We start from the raw sequence: 13,876 nt of genomic DNA, 5'->3' as shown, positions 1-13,876 counted from the left end.
ACCTACCATTTGAAATGAACCTTTGCCGCATAGGAAACCAGCCCACCGAGGCTCGCCAGCACTAACTGGTATCCTCAAAGGCCCATTCCAAATGGGCAGGTTCGGTGTAAAAAACATGCGTTGCGGTACGCATTTATTGCAAAAAGCCCCGCATCGCGAGGCTCATTAAATGGACTTTGTGATTTGCAAAAAAATTATTTCAGGCACTGAGTCCTGATGTACTCCTGCAGGTAGTTAACCTGCGCGGTTATCCTGTCGATTCCACTTCTGAGACGGTAATAATTGAGTTCAGCATCTGCTGTAAGTCTTGGGCTTTCTCCATCGCCCATGCTGCTGGCTCCGGTCGTTGACTTTGCACAGGTGGCGGCGACTTGCAGGCGCTTACGCCCAGCAGAAACATCAGCACGGAGACTTTCGATAGTCGCGTTAGCATCAGCAAGCTCCTTTGTGTATCTGGCGTCGAGTTCTGCTACATCACGTTGACGCTTCTGCATGTCAGCGATGATGGATGCGGCCTTATCGCGCTGTTCTTTGTAGGCGATGGCGTTATCACGGTAATGATTAACAGCCCATAACAGGCAGACGATGATGCAGATAACCAGAGCGGAGATAATCGCGGTTACTCTGCTCATTGTTGCCCCCACAAACAGACTTCACGCTCAATCTCACGGCGAGTCATCAGCCCTTTCCATTGCTTACCGCCAGCATATGTCCAGCGACGTAGCTGATCACATGCGCCTTTGATATCGCCCTGGTTGATTTTGCGAAGAAGCGTCGATGTTCTGAAATTGCCTGCGCCCACGTTATAGACGAACGAATAAAGAGCGCCGCGCGTTGTTTCCGGTATATCGACCTTGATGTACGGGTTAATTTGTCTGGCGACCGTGGCAAGGTCTTTATTCAGGAGGGCTTTGCATTCTGCTTCGGTATACGTTTTACCGAGCATGATGTCTTTTCCGGTGTGTCCGTGACATACAGTCCATACACCAACAATATCTTTGTATGGTATGTAGCTGACACCTTCCAGACCATCGTTACCACTTGGTCCAGTGATTAACACAGATGCTATAGCAATAGCCCCGCCACTTATCGCCGCTATTACGCTATTTCGTAGTGCCGGTGACATTGCCATTCAATCTGTCCTCGCGCTCTTTGCGCTTGTAGTACCAGTTGATGCCAAATGTGCCGACAGTACAAAGAATACCAATGATGACAGCCCAGTCATTCAGGGAGAGAATGCCACCCATCGCAGTCAGTCCTCCGAAGCTGTAACTGAACCATTCTCTGATTTTGTCCATACGGTACATGCTCTACCCCTTCATTGAGGGGATTTGCTCTATTTAATTAGGAATAAGGTCGATTACTGATAGAACAAATCCAGGCTACTGTGTTTAGTAATCAGATTTGTTCGTGACCGATATGCACGGGCAAAACGGCAGGAGGTTGTTAGCGCAACTTCTTGCCACCCGCTTTCACGAAGCCAGCCATTGAGCTGGTTTTCTTTTATGCAAAGCACACCGCACCGTAGCCACAGCGGATAAGGTGGTTATTTTTGTCTGTCTGGTATTTGGTTTGATGTGCTTTCAGAAAGGCCGTGCTTAAAACGCAAAAAGCCCCGAGCTATTAACTCAGGGCTTTATTTAACGAGTGCATTTATCCATCGTTGAGTCAAATTTACCCAACTTTATTCAAAAAGTCAATATTATGCCGTTAATATGTTGCTATCCGTGGCAATCATGCTGCTAACGTGTGACCGTATTCAAAATGCTGTCTGCGATTGACTCTTCTTTGTGGCATTGCACCACCAGAGCGTCATACAGCGGCTTAACAGTGCGTGACCAGGTGGGTTGGGTAAGGTTTGGGATTAGCATCGTTACAGCGCGATATGCGGCGCTTGCTGGCATTCTTGAATAGCCGACACCTTTGCATCTTCCGCATTCTTTCTCAACAACTCTCCCCCACAGCTCTGTTTTTGATATATCAACCGCACGGCCTGTACCGTGGCAATCTCTGCACCTTGCTCCCGGCGTCGCGGCACTACGGCAATAATCCGCATAAGCGAATGTTGCGAGCACTTGCAGTACCTTTGCCTTAGTATTTCCTTCAAGCTTTGCCACGCCACGGTATTTCCCCGATACCTTGTGTGCAAATTGCATCAGATAGTTGATAGCCTTTTGTTTGTCGTTCTGGCTGAGTTCATGCTTACCGCAGAATGCAGCCATTCCGAATCCGGCTTGTGATTGCGCCATCCCCATAGCAGCCATCACATCAGTACCGGAAAGAGAGTCAGAAGCCGTGGCCCGTGGTGAGTCGCTCATCATTGGGCTTTTTGGCGAATGAAATTTAGCTACGCTTTCGAGTCTCATCGTCTTCCCCTCTTGCCCTGTTTGACCATCAGGACGCCGTTAACTATTACGTGACGTTCGCCTTTGCTGTCTCGGTTGTACTTGAGCACCGTTCCTCTTGCGCAGGAAAGCATCCTCGCCACTTCGGTCTGATTGCCTCGTGTCTGGATAAGAAGCTCTGGTATCGTTTGAATTGTGGCGTTCATACGTTCTCCAGTTCGGTGATTTTTATTCCAAGCCTTCCGCCTGGTACTTTCACGCCACGAATTACGCGAATGTCATCGAATTGCTCGTCGTCTTCCGCAAATCCGGCGTGGATAAGAGAGTCGAGTAAACCTTTCAGGATGTTGTCGAGGTCGCGGCGGCGGGAGTCTGGAACGTCTGCGATGACTTTGATGCGGAGTCGTGATTTGGTGAAAATATCTAACTTAAGTTGGCGGATGATTTGCTGAACGTCTTTTCGGTATTTCTGGCCTTTATCGCTTATGTAATATTGGCTTCCCCGTCTTCGCCAGTAGGTATTCACCGACGGCGGGTATGGAAGCACAAACTGATATTCGTTCATGACTTAATCTTCCCCTCCCTCAGCAGTATCGCCTGCGTTCTGATCACGCCTTCGAGGTGGTAAAGTCTGGCGTCTTTGTTGTCGAGATTATGGGTGCGTCGGTCGATTTCATCGTGACACGCACTACAAGCCCATGCACCGATCAGGTCGTCAGGCTTCATTCCCGTTCCGCAAATTCCAGCCATCCGGTAATGTGCCAGAACTGTAGTTTCAGGGTTGCCATTGCATACGCCGTAAATACGTACCTGGCATTCTCTGCCGCGTGCTTCTTTGCGTCGGTTAGCCATTAAGCAGCCTCCCCTGTTACTTTCAGCATTCCGTTATCGAGCAGCTTTCTGGTCAGCCACTGTTGACCACGCCCGGTGATTTTTGTGGTGAACGATATCTGTATCCCGTGATTTGTGTTGATCGCTGTTTCTTTCACTGTGAAATAGCCGCGATCCATATATTCCTGCATTGGCACATTGCGCCGGGAACCTGAAGCAATAAGGATTTTGTGATCGCGCATCCACGCAAACAGTTTGTTTGGACCAATTCCAACAACCTTTGCAAAGTTTCCAATCAAAATTCCGCTGGCCTCGCCAACGCGATCGGCAAACTCAACTTTAGGTGCGGCAATTGCGAGCTGGTTTTCCAGTTGCATTTTCTTCTCAGCAAGATCAGCAGCAAGGCGCAACGCTTCCGGTAGCGTTTTGGGGATATTAACCGTAGTTTCTTCAAGCTCTCGCCAACGATCAACAAGACGAGCGGTGAATTCCGGCGACAACTGGGCTACAACGACAATACTGTCTCGCTTACCTTGTTCGCCCTCAAAAACGTAAGCCTCTACGCCACGAAGTAATCCTAAGTTATTGATTTTTTCGAAAACCACCATTGGGGGATTTCGGATCACACCTCGAGCCGCCAGTCGTTCAATAGATTGTTTCACCTTGTCATGACGACTTCCCACCAACTCAGCGATTTCAATGCTTGTCATTTTGATGGCGTTGCCATTTATTAACTCATTCATCGTCTTCTTCCTCGTACATTGAGCTATTCGGATCGCTCATCAGTTCTGCGCAGCAGTGCTCACACACGTGAACTTCCAGCACATGCAGCTTCTGACCGCAGTTAGCGCACGTTAAAGCTCGCTCGACGCTTTCTTTCTGGTATTGAAGGGATTGGGATGGGCTAAGCATTATTGGCGTCCTGCATCATGAGAAAGACAATCATGGCGGCACGGAGTGGATTGTCATATGCGACACCAACATTCGGTCCGGCATCATCAAACAAGTCCCTTGCGTTGTCTGTAGCGCACGGCATTGAGGGATTGTCTAAAATTATGCTGATGTTGTTTTCAGTGATAATCGGCCATGCGTCTGCTGGGTTTGCGCATGGGTTAAAGGATCCGCGCTCAACCTCTACTTCAACTGCGTCTCCGTTTACAATGTCTCCCTCAAATGAGATAAACACCATCGCGCCATTCTCACCTTCTTTGTAATCCGGTGATCCGTTATGAATGGCTTCGAATACCGCCACGTTAATTTCAAAATCACTTAACTGTGAATAATCCATTGTCATTTCCTCGCACGATGTCTTAGCCACCGGATATCCCACAGGTGAGCCGTGTAGTTGAAGGTTTTTACGTCAGATTCTTTTGGAATTGGCTTGCGTTTATTTCTGGAGCGTTTCGTTGGAAGGTATTTGCAGTTTTCGCAGATTATGTCGGTGATACTTCGTCGCTGTCGCCTCATGCCGCTCTCCTGACGCCCTGCCCGATCGCCATCAATGCCGCTTTGGATACGGTAGTAAACATCCGTCGAGGACTGATGAACGGTCGCCAAATCAGCAGCATGGAGCCTTTGCTGTTTCCCTTCTTCTCCAACCCTGTCGATGGTTCGATAAAATTAATCCGTCCATCAGTGATAATGCGAACTTCGTCGACACTCTCCAGAGCCTTGCTGAACCATCCGACTGACATATCCTCTGGCACAAGCATAACTACCGTCTGTCGCTGTTGTATGCACTGCTCAGCGGCTTTTTCCACCCACGGCCTGATATTGCTGTACGGTGGGTTATTCCAGATTGCACCGTGGCTTACCCACTCAGAATTGAGCGCGTCGTCGGCCTCAGTTAGCCAGTGAGCACACAGAGCATTTTTGTCGCTCGCTGCCGAATCCAGCCAGAATCCAAACTCAATATCCAGTGCATCAAAAAGCCAAAGCGGCGTTTGCCAGCAGTCCTTGTCGTGTGCTGGCGTATTTGATTTGATAGTCATGCAGCCCGATCTCCCCATCTCGCTTTCCACTCCAGAGCCAGTCTCGCTTCGTCTGACCACTTAACGCCACGCTCTGTACCGAATGCCTGTATAAGCTCTAATAGCTCCGCAAATTCGCCTACACGCATCCTGCTGGTTGACTGGCCTATTACCACAAAGCCATTCCCGGCAAGGTTAGGAACAACGTCCTGCTGCTTTAATGCTGCGGTAAACACACACTTCCAGCTTTCTGCATCCAGCCAGCGACCATGCCATTCAACCTGACGAGAGACGTCACCAAGGCAAGCCCAAAGCTTTCGATTCTGGTCTAAGCTGCGGTTGCGTTCCTGAATGGTTACTACGATTGGTTTGGTTGGGTCTGGAAGGATTTGCTGTACTGCGTGAATAGCGTTTTGCTGATGTGCTGGAGATCGAATTTCAAAGGTTAGTTTTTTCATGACTTCCCTCTCCCCCAAATAAAAAGGCCTGCGATTACCAGCAGGCCTGTTATTAGCTCAGTGATGTAGATGGTCATCAGAATCCTCCTTTCTTCTTGGACTGCGGTTCCTCGCGTTCACGTCGGCGCATTTCAGCAGACTGTTGGTCTGTGTCATAAATAGCGCCATTTGCCTGAATGCAATACACCGTGCCGGTATTGCCATGACGATTGAGACGAAGGATTAGTTCGGTTTCACCAGGTGGAACACTGTCATCAAAAGCACCTTCACGATGGATCCCCACCCAATAATCGCAATCCTGTTCAATCTGCCCTGTATCTCGTGAGTCACTTGGTAATGGGCGTTTATTGGTTCGGCTTTCCAGTGCGCGGTTAAGCTGCGTCAGAAGCACAACAACGCAATCAAGCTCTTTGGCAAGGTTCTTCAGTCCTTTGGTGATCATGCCGTAAGCAAGGTCGTTACGATCGGCTTTCTCAGCGGTCATTAGTGTCAGGTAATCGACCAGAATCATGCCAACACATCCTTTTTCTCGCTTGATTCGACGGCTTTCGCTGACGATTTGAGCCAGAGATAATCCCGGCGTGTCGTCGATGTAAAGCAGGTCGATTTCACTCAAGCGATTTGCTGTTTCGATCGCCCTGTTGAAGTCACCATCGTAATCACCCTGATAGCCGTCATCAGCGTCATTTGTCGCCGGAAGGTAAAAAATATTCGGGTTAACACCTGACTTCTGTCCTACCAGTTTTTCCAGTATCTGATCACCTGGCATTTCAAGGCTGAACATCAGAGCAGGCTTTTTCTCATGCACTGCGCAGTTGATTGCCATCTGGCTGTATAGCGTCGTTTTCCCCATCTTAGGGCGAGCGCCAATGACAAACAGAGAGCCTTTCACCAGACCTTTCGGTGACAGCATCCTGTCCAGCGATGGGATCCCTGTGCTCATTCCTCGTTGTTCGCCTGACGGGTCAAATCGCTTCTCAAGGTCGCTAACCCAGTCTTCCATGACCTCACCAAATGAACGAAGGCCGCGACGCGATCCGGTTTTTGCATGGTCTGTCAGTTGCGTGAAAATCGTCTGAATAGCTTCGTACTTCTGCGTTGCAGTCATTCCGTTGCGTGAATAGAGCAATTCCGTCGCTTCAGTCATGCGGTTGATGGCGTAGCGTTCCATTGCGGTTTCGCGAACCTGCATTGCATAGGCAACGATGTTTGCGGCGCTCGGCGTGTTCTTTGCGATCTCAGCGATATAAGCAAAACCGCCAACAGACGCCGTTAACGATTTACGCTCCAGTTCATCGAAAAGCGTCAGGCCATCTACTGGCTTTTGCTCCCGGTGCATTCTGGTTATTTCTTCGAAAAGGATTTTGTGTGGTCGGCTGTAAAATGAATCAGGCTTCAGCATCGCCAAAACTTTCTTGACGCGCTCACTGCTGTCATCATCCAGAAGCAATCCACCAATCACCGCCTGCTCTGCCTCGATGCTATGGGGCGGCGCATAAAAATTATCGGTCATCGTGTTCACCCTCACGAACTTTCAGGTAGGTATTATCGTTAAGCAGGAAATCAAATCCCTTTTTGTGCCAGACAGTTCCGCGTTGATGGTTTGGACGCTCTTCGAACATCCATCGACAATTTTCGCCTACGTAGCTCAAATAATTTCTCCAGTCCTGCATCGTGAACCCATGCCCGTCAAGCTGGCGGGTTATCACTCCGGCTTTGCGCCAGAACGTTCGGATCTGGTTTTTACGCTTGTCATTCAGTGCGCGTATTCTTGGCGCTTCAGGAAGGATTTCGTGGTAAGCATCGACAACATCCTGACAGCTGACGGAAGGTTTTTTCTTGTCAGACTTTTTGTCTGCTGTGGCACTCTCTAATACGTCAGTATTAGAGATATTATTTATATTATTGTTTATGGACAACCGTTGGACAACCGTTGGACAATCTCCGCTGAGAGCCGCACCATTACTGGTGTTTGCGTTGGACAACCGTTGGACAACCGTTGGACAATTTTTTGCCTGAAAATCGTCATATTTAACGATTGTAAACAGGCTAAATTTCTTCCCCATCGAGCAAATATTAAGCATACCTTTCGACTCAAAAGTCCGTAATAAGCTCCGAACTTTGTTGTCGGGGATGAATGTTTCTCTGACCAGCGACGGGCGTCCAGTTATCATCTGACCGCGATCAACAGTTATCGAACCGATATCCGTATTGACGACAGTAGATTCGTGATTAGCCTTGAGGATTAAGTGAAGCCAAAGATGTACTGCCTGAGAGTCCTTATAGAGCCTGCTGTCCATAAACTGGCGGTGTATAGAGACATACCCCATACTGGATGCCTCCTGATGTTGTACAGGGTTATGCCTGTAATCAGCTAACTTAACGACGCCCATGTTTCACTCCTGCTTTGGCTAGTCTGTAAACACCAACAAGGCGCTCTGCGAACGCCCTGTTATTTGCTGCGGCTACCACTAATCCCTCAGGTGAATCAGGGTGTCGAATCTCTTCTTTTTCCTGGTATTTCTTACGACGTTTTGTCATAATTACTCCTGTGGATTGATCCAGTCTTTCTACATCAGGCCTCGAAGAATTCGCCGTTCTTCGGGGCTTTTTCTTTTGTCAGCATTCTGGCTACTTTCTTAGCCAGTTCCGCCAACTCCTCGTCTTCAACACCCCACTCCAGTACAGCCAGAAGCATGGCCATCTTTGGGATAAAGCTGTCTTTCCATCGCGAAATTTGCGATTCATTGATCCCTAATGCATCAGCAACCTTTCGCTGACCACGTACAGCAATTCGATTTAGGATGTTGCTTGTAATTGCATTCGCTTTCTTGCGAGTACTTGTAAGTTGCATATGTAAGTATTTCCTTAACAAATAAGAAGTTATGCGCACCAACTGATGCGCGTTGTATTCCCGCATTTCGGCGGGAATAAGGACCATGACTGTTAAAGAGCGGTGTTACTATTTGTTTTTCTTGTTGCTTGGGAAAGGACGAACTTCCTCTCCAATCACACTGCCATCAGGCTTTACCGTAACCATAATGTTACGGCCTGCCAGAATGGCCTTGCTGATAGCGCACTGGATTACACCAAAGTCACTGGCTGCTTTAGCCTGTCCATGGATTTTGGCGTAATCGGCAAGTGTCATTCGAATCATATGCACTCTCCGTTATTAACCATGAACAAAGAATACTACAGGTATTCAAAGCAATCAATACTCAGGGTATTTTTAGTTTAAGTACCTTAGCTATTAGAATTAAGCTATGGAAAATAAAAAATCACTGACGACAGAACAGCTCGAAGACGCTAAGCGGCTTAAGGCTTTGTATGAGTCAAAAAAGAAAGAATTGGGAATAACCCAATACTCAATCGCTGATGAACTGGGTATCACCCAAGGAGCGGTAGGGCATTATCTTAATGGCAGAAACGCGCTAAACGTTGAGGTTGCATCTGGTTTTGCGCGATTGTTGCAAGTCTCAATTGCTGATTTTAGCCAGTCAATTGCTGCCAAGGTTGCAGAACAGGCAGAAAGCCTTAAGAGCGATGCCAACGTAAGGTATGCAGGGGAATACAGAGCAGGAAAGAGGTATCCGGTGTTAAGCAGTATCCAGGCTGGCTCGTGGTGTGAAGCATGCGAACCATACACCATTAAAGACATAGATGTTTGGCTTGAGTCTGACGCGCATATTCAAGGTAATGCGTTTTGGCTTAAAGTGGAAGGTGATTCAATGACGGCACCGGTTGGGTTAAGCATTCCAGAGGGAACATTCGTTCTTTTCGATACCGGAAGGGAGGCGATCAACGGCAGCTTGGTCATAGCAAAACTTTCTGACTCTAACGAAGCAACATTCAAGAAGCTGATAATCGACGGCGGAAATAAATACCTCAAGGGACTTAATCCTGCATGGCCTCTCGTGCCAATCAATGGAAACTGCAAGATTATAGGCGTTGCAATTGAGACAAAACTAAGGCTGGTTTGATCACGCAAGGGGCGATTATGGTTGGAACCGCTATAGCAAGCTTTTTTGCGATGTTGGCAATCTCGACAATTTACGGCTTAGCGCATGCTTTTATTGCGAAATCTCTATCAGAAAAAATAAGCCAGGCTTGGGCGCATAGATCAGCTCGTTTCATGATTCTTGTGATCATAGCAATACAAGGGATATCTGCATTTATCCTCTATGGATCAAGCTTATACCTATTGTATCAAGGCGCGACATTTACGCCTTACACCAGTGATTACGGAACTCTATACGATGGTAGTGAAGACATCACTGTGGCTTGGATCGTCTTTGGTTTATCTATGGCCGTGTCTGTTGTAGCAGACATCATTAAGGTAATTCTCGTCTTAACCTTCGCTGACTAACCCATAATCCCGGCAGCAATAGCTATCGGGATCCACTTCACATATCCCGCATAAAAATCACTGAACAAGCAGACAGCGAAAAAATAAATATCCTTTGTATTCATTTGTTTATCATTATTTCATCAAAAATAAATACCTTGGGTATTTACACAATAAAATACCTACAGTATTCTTTAGCCATCAGCAGGACGCTGGAAGCCAAACGGAACAGATTGGCAGGCTCTTTAACATTGATGGGATTGTCCCGCCGAAATGCGGGAACCAAAGAGTAGTTGGCTTTGGGATTGGATGAATGCGCAGGCTGATGCGCGCAGGAGAGCTTCGGGAGAACAAGGTGCCTGTAAATAAGCCGGAGTTCAGCACCGGCCATCCAATCGCCAAAGTCAATCATCGGAGGTCAACATGACAGTAGTCATTACATATCTGGCTGACGATAACGCCAGAAATCGCCGCAGAGCACGCAGACAGGATCAACGTGAACAGGCAATGCAAGAACAGCGACTGGCGCGAAAAATTGCGCTAAAGCTCTCTGGTTGCGTCAGAGCAGACAAAGCAGCATCACTCGGAAGCCTTCGCTGCAAGAAGACAGAAGAAGTCGAGAGTAAACAGAATCGTATTTACTACCGCAAGCCACGCAGTGAAATGGGTGTGACTTGTGTTGGTCGCCAGAAAATGAAATTAGGCAGCAAACCACTTATTTGAGGTGATATATGGAATTTCATGAAAGTGCGATTTATGATTTTCGCGCTAACGCAAATTCAGTAAAACCACAGCCAATTGCAGTTCTTTTTAAAACAATGGGTGCGTGGGCTGTTTTATGCTTCGCCGCTGATGACACTGACGCAAGAATGGCAATAGGCCAAGAGATGGAGATGGACCCGACAAACGATGAATTCATAATTTATGGCGCTCCATCTAATTACTTACTTGATACCTGCAACATTTACAACAAGGCTGCCTGATGGTGGCCTTTATTTTTTAGCCGTAAATAATTTCATGCTTATTACAATCAAGGTGATATATGGAAGAACAAGCAAACAAGATTCTCGTAGAACTACTGCAAAAAGCCAGCAATGGAATAGACGCGGCTGTTTCATTTAGCCAGGCACAGATTCCTGATGTCATCCATCAGCTTTTGATGTGGCACGCCGTATCATCAGCTGGAATTCAGGCTATCTGTGTATTGGTGATTATAGCGTGTGTTTATCTGATGATTTTTGCATGGAATAAAGGAGATGATGCAGATATTGTTCTTTTATCACTACTTGTTACATCAGGAATAGCGATTACTTCTATTGTTGTTTTCTTCAATTATTTCGACTGGCTGAAAATTTGGCTTGCTCCAAAACTTTACCTTATCGAATATGCAGCATCATTGGTTAAGTAATTTCAGGACGCATAGTCGTCCTTTATTTTTAGCATAAACAACAGAATAAATACTGCACTGTGTATTCATTCCAACGAGTGAATACACGGAGCAATGTCGCTCGTAACTAAACAGGAGCCGACTTGTTCTGATTATTGGAAATCTTCTTTGCCCTCCTATGTGATGGCTTTTTTATATGCATACCAATAACGCTTCACTTGAGGCGTTTTCGTTATGCAATCAAACAGAAGGAGCATCCTATGCAACAGTTCGCTATTGCAGGGGCGGCATCGGTTCGCCCTTTCAACCCGATTTTATCGGTACAGCATTCACGAAAGAATATTTTAACCGGAGCAGACTTTAAACAACCAAGAATGAAAAGTTTGCTCGAAAAGCTTTGGGATATTTTGAAACAACAAGGCCGCCCATGAGTTTTACAGATAACTGGTCAGACGAAGAATTCATTCGTCAGATGAACAAAATGCTCAATCAGCACAAAGAACAGGAGAAAGATGATGATTCTGACTCTGAATGATAAGCGTGAAATATCGCAAATAATCGCAAGTTTTACTGATGAAGATTACGAACGAATCAACAGTGAAGTTGATCGCCTCTGCAAACGTTGCGACCCAATAAGCGAAATGCTTCGCTCATATAAACCAGATGAACACACTAAGGACGCTATCGACTGGCTGGAAGATGATGACTGTGACTATCAGGAAAAAGCCGCTGAATGGTTCTGGGATGCAATAACCAAAAGAGTTAAGGCTGAATATGCCTTCGCAATATTCAAACGCAGACACATTTTTGGAGAAGCAGCATGAGCAATATCGTTGAATTCGTTAAACAGCAAGAGCAGTTATTCTGCGGAGCATTGACTGAACATACGGTGACATGGGCTAAGGAAAGCCAGTTTGCAATTCAGTATTTCCAGAAAAATGATTACCTGGCTAAAACGGCACTGGCAAATCCAACCAGCGCACAGAACGCCATCATCAATGTTGCGGCGATCGGCATCACCTTAAACCCTGCAAGCAAACTGGCTTATCTGGTTCCGCGCGATGGCATGGTTTGCCTTGATATCAGCTATATGGGATTGCTCCATATTGCAATGGAGTCTGGTGTTATCTCATGGGGTCAGGCAAAAATTGTTCATGCTAACGATACCTATGAGTCAAACGGGCTTGATAAAGCACCAACCCATAAATACAACGCCTTCGGTGATCGTGGTGATATCGTTGGCGTTTACTGCACAGTTAAGACGCCAGCAGGTGATTATCTAACGGAAGAGATGAGTCTGGCTGAAATTGAGGCTGTAAGGAAAACAAGCAAGGCGGCATTCAGCGATAAAGGACCATGGGTAAATCACTGGAATGAGATGGCGCGAAAGACGGTCGTAAAGCGTGCAAGCAAGTATTGGCCTAAGGCATCACGTCTTGATAGTGCTATTCACGTACTAAACGAAGAAGAAGGTGTGTGGACTGAACCAGTTATGCCGCACAAATCAGAGGAAGATATCCGCGAAGATGAACGGAAACGCCAGCAGGAAATAACGGATAAAGCACAACTTCTTTGTGATGAAATGGCTCAGGCAGAAAACATGGATGATTTGAAGCGATATTTTGCAGAAGCATATCGCCTGACATCTGGAATGAAATTGCAGCAGAACGTACAAGCCATTTACATAGAATGCAAAGCGAAACTGGAGGTTGCCAGTGAGCAAACTGTATGAAATAGCCAATGAATACGCAAAATTGATGGATTCAGATTTAGAACCAGAGATGATTGCTGACACAATAGAAGGCATGGAAGGAGAATTTACCGATAAAATAGAGCAACTTCTTTCCGTCATTAAAAATGAATCTGGTTATGCTGAACGCCTCAAGGAAGAGGCAAAGTCACTAAATGAGCGAGCCGCAGTAATTCAAAATAAGATTGACAGCATTATGGCGTATATAGCGTCATCGCTTGAAATGGTTGGCAAGAAAAAGATGCGAGCAGGTATTCACCAGGTAACAATCCGCAAACCGTCAGAAACTGTAGAAATCATCGACTCAAGCGCCCTTCCTCCTGAATACGTTGAGTTTGAAACGACAATTAAAGCCGACAAGTTGGCAATCAAGCACCAACTAAAAGCAGGAATAAATATCCCAGGCGCTCAACTCAAGGTTGGGAAACCTTCACTTCTTATCAAATAACGGTATCGCCTATGAAAAAGACTCCTTGGGAGAAATGGGAAGTCGATTTCTTGCGCGAAGTAGCGGCGACAATGCCAGTTGAAGTTATCGCTGAAAAACTGGAAAGGACTGAAAAAGCAGTAATGGCGAAAGCAACAAGGATTGGCGCTGACATTGTTAGCCGACTTCGTGGAAGACGATGGACAAGAGCCGAAGTATCACTTTTCGGTAAGTTCTCCGCAGAAGAAATAGCAATTGCAACCTGCCGCTCAATTTATTCAGTAAGAGCTATGCGATACAAGCTAAAAAAACTCGATGAAGAAAGAGCAGGCATACGAATAAATTAACATGGAGTAATTAACA

The 13,876-nt window shown here is 46.5% G+C and carries 28 protein-coding genes; 10 read left to right on the top strand and 18 right to left on the bottom strand.

Going from position 1 to position 13,876, the window contains the following annotated elements; translation table 11 throughout:
- Positions 1-194: 194 nt before the first annotated feature.
- The 18 genes from BEB54_RS00290 to BEB54_RS00205 all read right to left on the bottom strand — a co-directional run bounded on the left by BEB54_RS00290 (position 195) and on the right by BEB54_RS00205 (position 8,761).
- Positions 195-632 (bottom strand): lysis protein, encoded by a 438-nt coding sequence (locus BEB54_RS00290; RefSeq protein ID WP_040063255.1) that lies wholly within the window; start codon positions 630-632, stop codon positions 195-197.
- On the bottom strand, positions 629-1,126 hold the full coding sequence (gene rrrD / locus BEB54_RS00285) for a lysozyme RrrD (RefSeq protein WP_001504512.1): 498 nt from the start codon (positions 1,124-1,126) through the stop codon (positions 629-631). Before rrrD ends, BEB54_RS00290 begins: the two co-directional genes overlap by 4 nt.
- Complete coding sequence (locus BEB54_RS00280; protein WP_000286100.1) at positions 1,104-1,307, bottom strand: phage holin family protein; 204 nt, start codon at positions 1,305-1,307, stop codon at positions 1,104-1,106. The genes rrrD and BEB54_RS00280 overlap by 23 nt, the downstream gene beginning before the upstream one ends.
- Before the next feature lie 435 nt (positions 1,308-1,742).
- Positions 1,743-2,366 carry an antitermination protein gene (locus tag BEB54_RS00270; protein WP_105282094.1) on the bottom strand — a complete coding sequence of 208 codons (624 nt, stop codon included), beginning with the start codon at positions 2,364-2,366 and terminating at the stop codon, positions 1,743-1,745.
- Complete coding sequence (locus BEB54_RS00265; RefSeq protein ID WP_000994516.1) at positions 2,363-2,551, bottom strand: protein ninH; 189 nt, start codon at positions 2,549-2,551, stop codon at positions 2,363-2,365. Before BEB54_RS00265 ends, BEB54_RS00270 begins: the two co-directional genes overlap by 4 nt.
- Positions 2,548-2,910: a RusA family crossover junction endodeoxyribonuclease gene (locus BEB54_RS00260; RefSeq protein WP_001008200.1), complete on the bottom strand. Its 363-nt coding sequence runs from the start codon at positions 2,908-2,910 to the stop codon at positions 2,548-2,550. The genes BEB54_RS00265 and BEB54_RS00260 overlap by 4 nt, the downstream gene beginning before the upstream one ends.
- Positions 2,907-3,197 (bottom strand): DUF1364 domain-containing protein, encoded by a 291-nt coding sequence (locus BEB54_RS00255; protein ID WP_105282093.1) that lies wholly within the window; start codon positions 3,195-3,197, stop codon positions 2,907-2,909. The genes BEB54_RS00260 and BEB54_RS00255 overlap by 4 nt, the downstream gene beginning before the upstream one ends.
- A complete protein-coding gene (locus BEB54_RS00250) occupies positions 3,197-3,919 on the bottom strand; it encodes a phage antirepressor KilAC domain-containing protein (RefSeq protein ID WP_016231963.1) in 723 nt (240 codons plus the stop codon). Before BEB54_RS00250 ends, BEB54_RS00255 begins: the two co-directional genes overlap by 1 nt.
- Complete coding sequence (locus BEB54_RS00245) at positions 3,912-4,088, bottom strand: protein NinF (RefSeq protein WP_000950962.1); 177 nt, start codon at positions 4,086-4,088, stop codon at positions 3,912-3,914. The genes BEB54_RS00250 and BEB54_RS00245 overlap by 8 nt, the downstream gene beginning before the upstream one ends.
- On the bottom strand, positions 4,081-4,464 hold the full coding sequence (locus tag BEB54_RS00240) for a phage protein NinX family protein (RefSeq protein WP_000386649.1): 384 nt from the start codon (positions 4,462-4,464) through the stop codon (positions 4,081-4,083). Before BEB54_RS00240 ends, BEB54_RS00245 begins: the two co-directional genes overlap by 8 nt.
- 2 nt (positions 4,465-4,466) lie before the next feature.
- Positions 4,467-4,643, bottom strand: a complete 177-nt coding sequence (locus tag BEB54_RS00235) for a NinE family protein (RefSeq protein WP_001254255.1) — start codon at positions 4,641-4,643, stop codon at positions 4,467-4,469.
- Positions 4,640-5,167 (bottom strand): phage N-6-adenine-methyltransferase, encoded by a 528-nt coding sequence (locus BEB54_RS00230; RefSeq protein WP_000153280.1) that lies wholly within the window; start codon positions 5,165-5,167, stop codon positions 4,640-4,642. Before BEB54_RS00230 ends, BEB54_RS00235 begins: the two co-directional genes overlap by 4 nt.
- Positions 5,164-5,604 carry a recombination protein NinB gene (locus BEB54_RS00225; RefSeq protein WP_000736903.1) on the bottom strand — a complete coding sequence of 147 codons (441 nt, stop codon included), beginning with the start codon at positions 5,602-5,604 and terminating at the stop codon, positions 5,164-5,166. The genes BEB54_RS00230 and BEB54_RS00225 overlap by 4 nt, the downstream gene beginning before the upstream one ends.
- Positions 5,605-5,680: 76 nt before the next feature.
- Positions 5,681-7,117, bottom strand: a complete 1,437-nt coding sequence (locus BEB54_RS00220; RefSeq protein ID WP_123059722.1) for a DnaB-like helicase C-terminal domain-containing protein — start codon at positions 7,115-7,117, stop codon at positions 5,681-5,683.
- Positions 7,107-7,997 (bottom strand): DNA replication protein, encoded by an 891-nt coding sequence (locus BEB54_RS00215; RefSeq protein ID WP_097492989.1) that lies wholly within the window; start codon positions 7,995-7,997, stop codon positions 7,107-7,109. The genes BEB54_RS00220 and BEB54_RS00215 overlap by 11 nt, the downstream gene beginning before the upstream one ends.
- Positions 7,984-8,145, bottom strand: coding sequence for a hypothetical protein (locus BEB54_RS28965; RefSeq protein WP_000166961.1), 162 nt, complete (start codon positions 8,143-8,145; stop codon positions 7,984-7,986). The genes BEB54_RS00215 and BEB54_RS28965 overlap by 14 nt, the downstream gene beginning before the upstream one ends.
- A 34-nt stretch (positions 8,146-8,179) precedes the next feature.
- Positions 8,180-8,458, bottom strand: a complete 279-nt coding sequence (locus BEB54_RS00210) for a lambda phage CII family protein (RefSeq protein WP_015966855.1) — start codon at positions 8,456-8,458, stop codon at positions 8,180-8,182.
- A gap of 108 nt (positions 8,459-8,566) precedes the next feature.
- Positions 8,567-8,761, bottom strand: a complete 195-nt coding sequence (locus BEB54_RS00205; protein ID WP_000620665.1) for a Cro/CI family transcriptional regulator — start codon at positions 8,759-8,761, stop codon at positions 8,567-8,569.
- 106 nt (positions 8,762-8,867) lie between these two features.
- Between BEB54_RS00205 and BEB54_RS00200 the strand changes: the two genes are divergently transcribed.
- The 10 genes from BEB54_RS00200 to BEB54_RS00150 all read left to right on the top strand — a co-directional run bounded on the left by BEB54_RS00200 (position 8,868) and on the right by BEB54_RS00150 (position 13,860).
- Positions 8,868-9,584: a LexA family protein gene (locus BEB54_RS00200; RefSeq protein ID WP_000428318.1), complete on the top strand. Its 717-nt coding sequence runs from the start codon at positions 8,868-8,870 to the stop codon at positions 9,582-9,584.
- Positions 9,585-9,601: 17 nt separating this feature from the next.
- Complete coding sequence (locus BEB54_RS00195) at positions 9,602-9,970, top strand: hypothetical protein (protein ID WP_058914985.1); 369 nt, start codon at positions 9,602-9,604, stop codon at positions 9,968-9,970.
- A gap of 402 nt (positions 9,971-10,372) precedes the next feature.
- Positions 10,373-10,672 (top strand): hypothetical protein, encoded by a 300-nt coding sequence (locus tag BEB54_RS00185; RefSeq protein ID WP_094323805.1) that lies wholly within the window; start codon positions 10,373-10,375, stop codon positions 10,670-10,672.
- An 8-nt stretch (positions 10,673-10,680) separates the two neighbouring features.
- Positions 10,681-10,932 carry a hypothetical protein gene (locus BEB54_RS00180; protein ID WP_000394305.1) on the top strand — a complete coding sequence of 84 codons (252 nt, stop codon included), beginning with the start codon at positions 10,681-10,683 and terminating at the stop codon, positions 10,930-10,932.
- A gap of 59 nt (positions 10,933-10,991) precedes the next feature.
- On the top strand, positions 10,992-11,357 hold the full coding sequence (locus BEB54_RS00175; RefSeq protein ID WP_010835874.1) for a hypothetical protein: 366 nt from the start codon (positions 10,992-10,994) through the stop codon (positions 11,355-11,357).
- 239 nt (positions 11,358-11,596) lie between these two features.
- Positions 11,597-11,767 (top strand): hypothetical protein, encoded by a 171-nt coding sequence (locus tag BEB54_RS28960; protein WP_001183771.1) that lies wholly within the window; start codon positions 11,597-11,599, stop codon positions 11,765-11,767.
- A gap of 84 nt (positions 11,768-11,851) precedes the next feature.
- Positions 11,852-12,160 (top strand): hypothetical protein, encoded by a 309-nt coding sequence (locus BEB54_RS00165; RefSeq protein ID WP_000604108.1) that lies wholly within the window; start codon positions 11,852-11,854, stop codon positions 12,158-12,160.
- Entirely contained in the window at positions 12,157-13,068 is a 912-nt protein-coding gene (locus tag BEB54_RS00160) for a recombinase RecT (protein WP_105282090.1), read from the top strand. Before BEB54_RS00165 ends, BEB54_RS00160 begins: the two co-directional genes overlap by 4 nt.
- A complete protein-coding gene (locus BEB54_RS00155) occupies positions 13,052-13,534 on the top strand; it encodes a siphovirus Gp157 family protein (protein WP_023241535.1) in 483 nt (160 codons plus the stop codon). The genes BEB54_RS00160 and BEB54_RS00155 overlap by 17 nt, the downstream gene beginning before the upstream one ends.
- An 11-nt stretch (positions 13,535-13,545) precedes the next feature.
- Positions 13,546-13,860 (top strand): hypothetical protein, encoded by a 315-nt coding sequence (locus BEB54_RS00150; RefSeq protein ID WP_000753555.1) that lies wholly within the window; start codon positions 13,546-13,548, stop codon positions 13,858-13,860.
- Positions 13,861-13,876 lie beyond the last annotated feature (16 nt).

Origin of the sequence: Escherichia sp. MOD1-EC6021, from assembly GCF_002965245.1 — a bacterium.
In the GTDB taxonomy this organism is placed as follows: Bacteria; Pseudomonadota; Gammaproteobacteria; order Enterobacterales; family Enterobacteriaceae; genus Escherichia; species Escherichia coli_F.
This window is presented reverse-complemented; position numbering and strand designations above follow the sequence as displayed.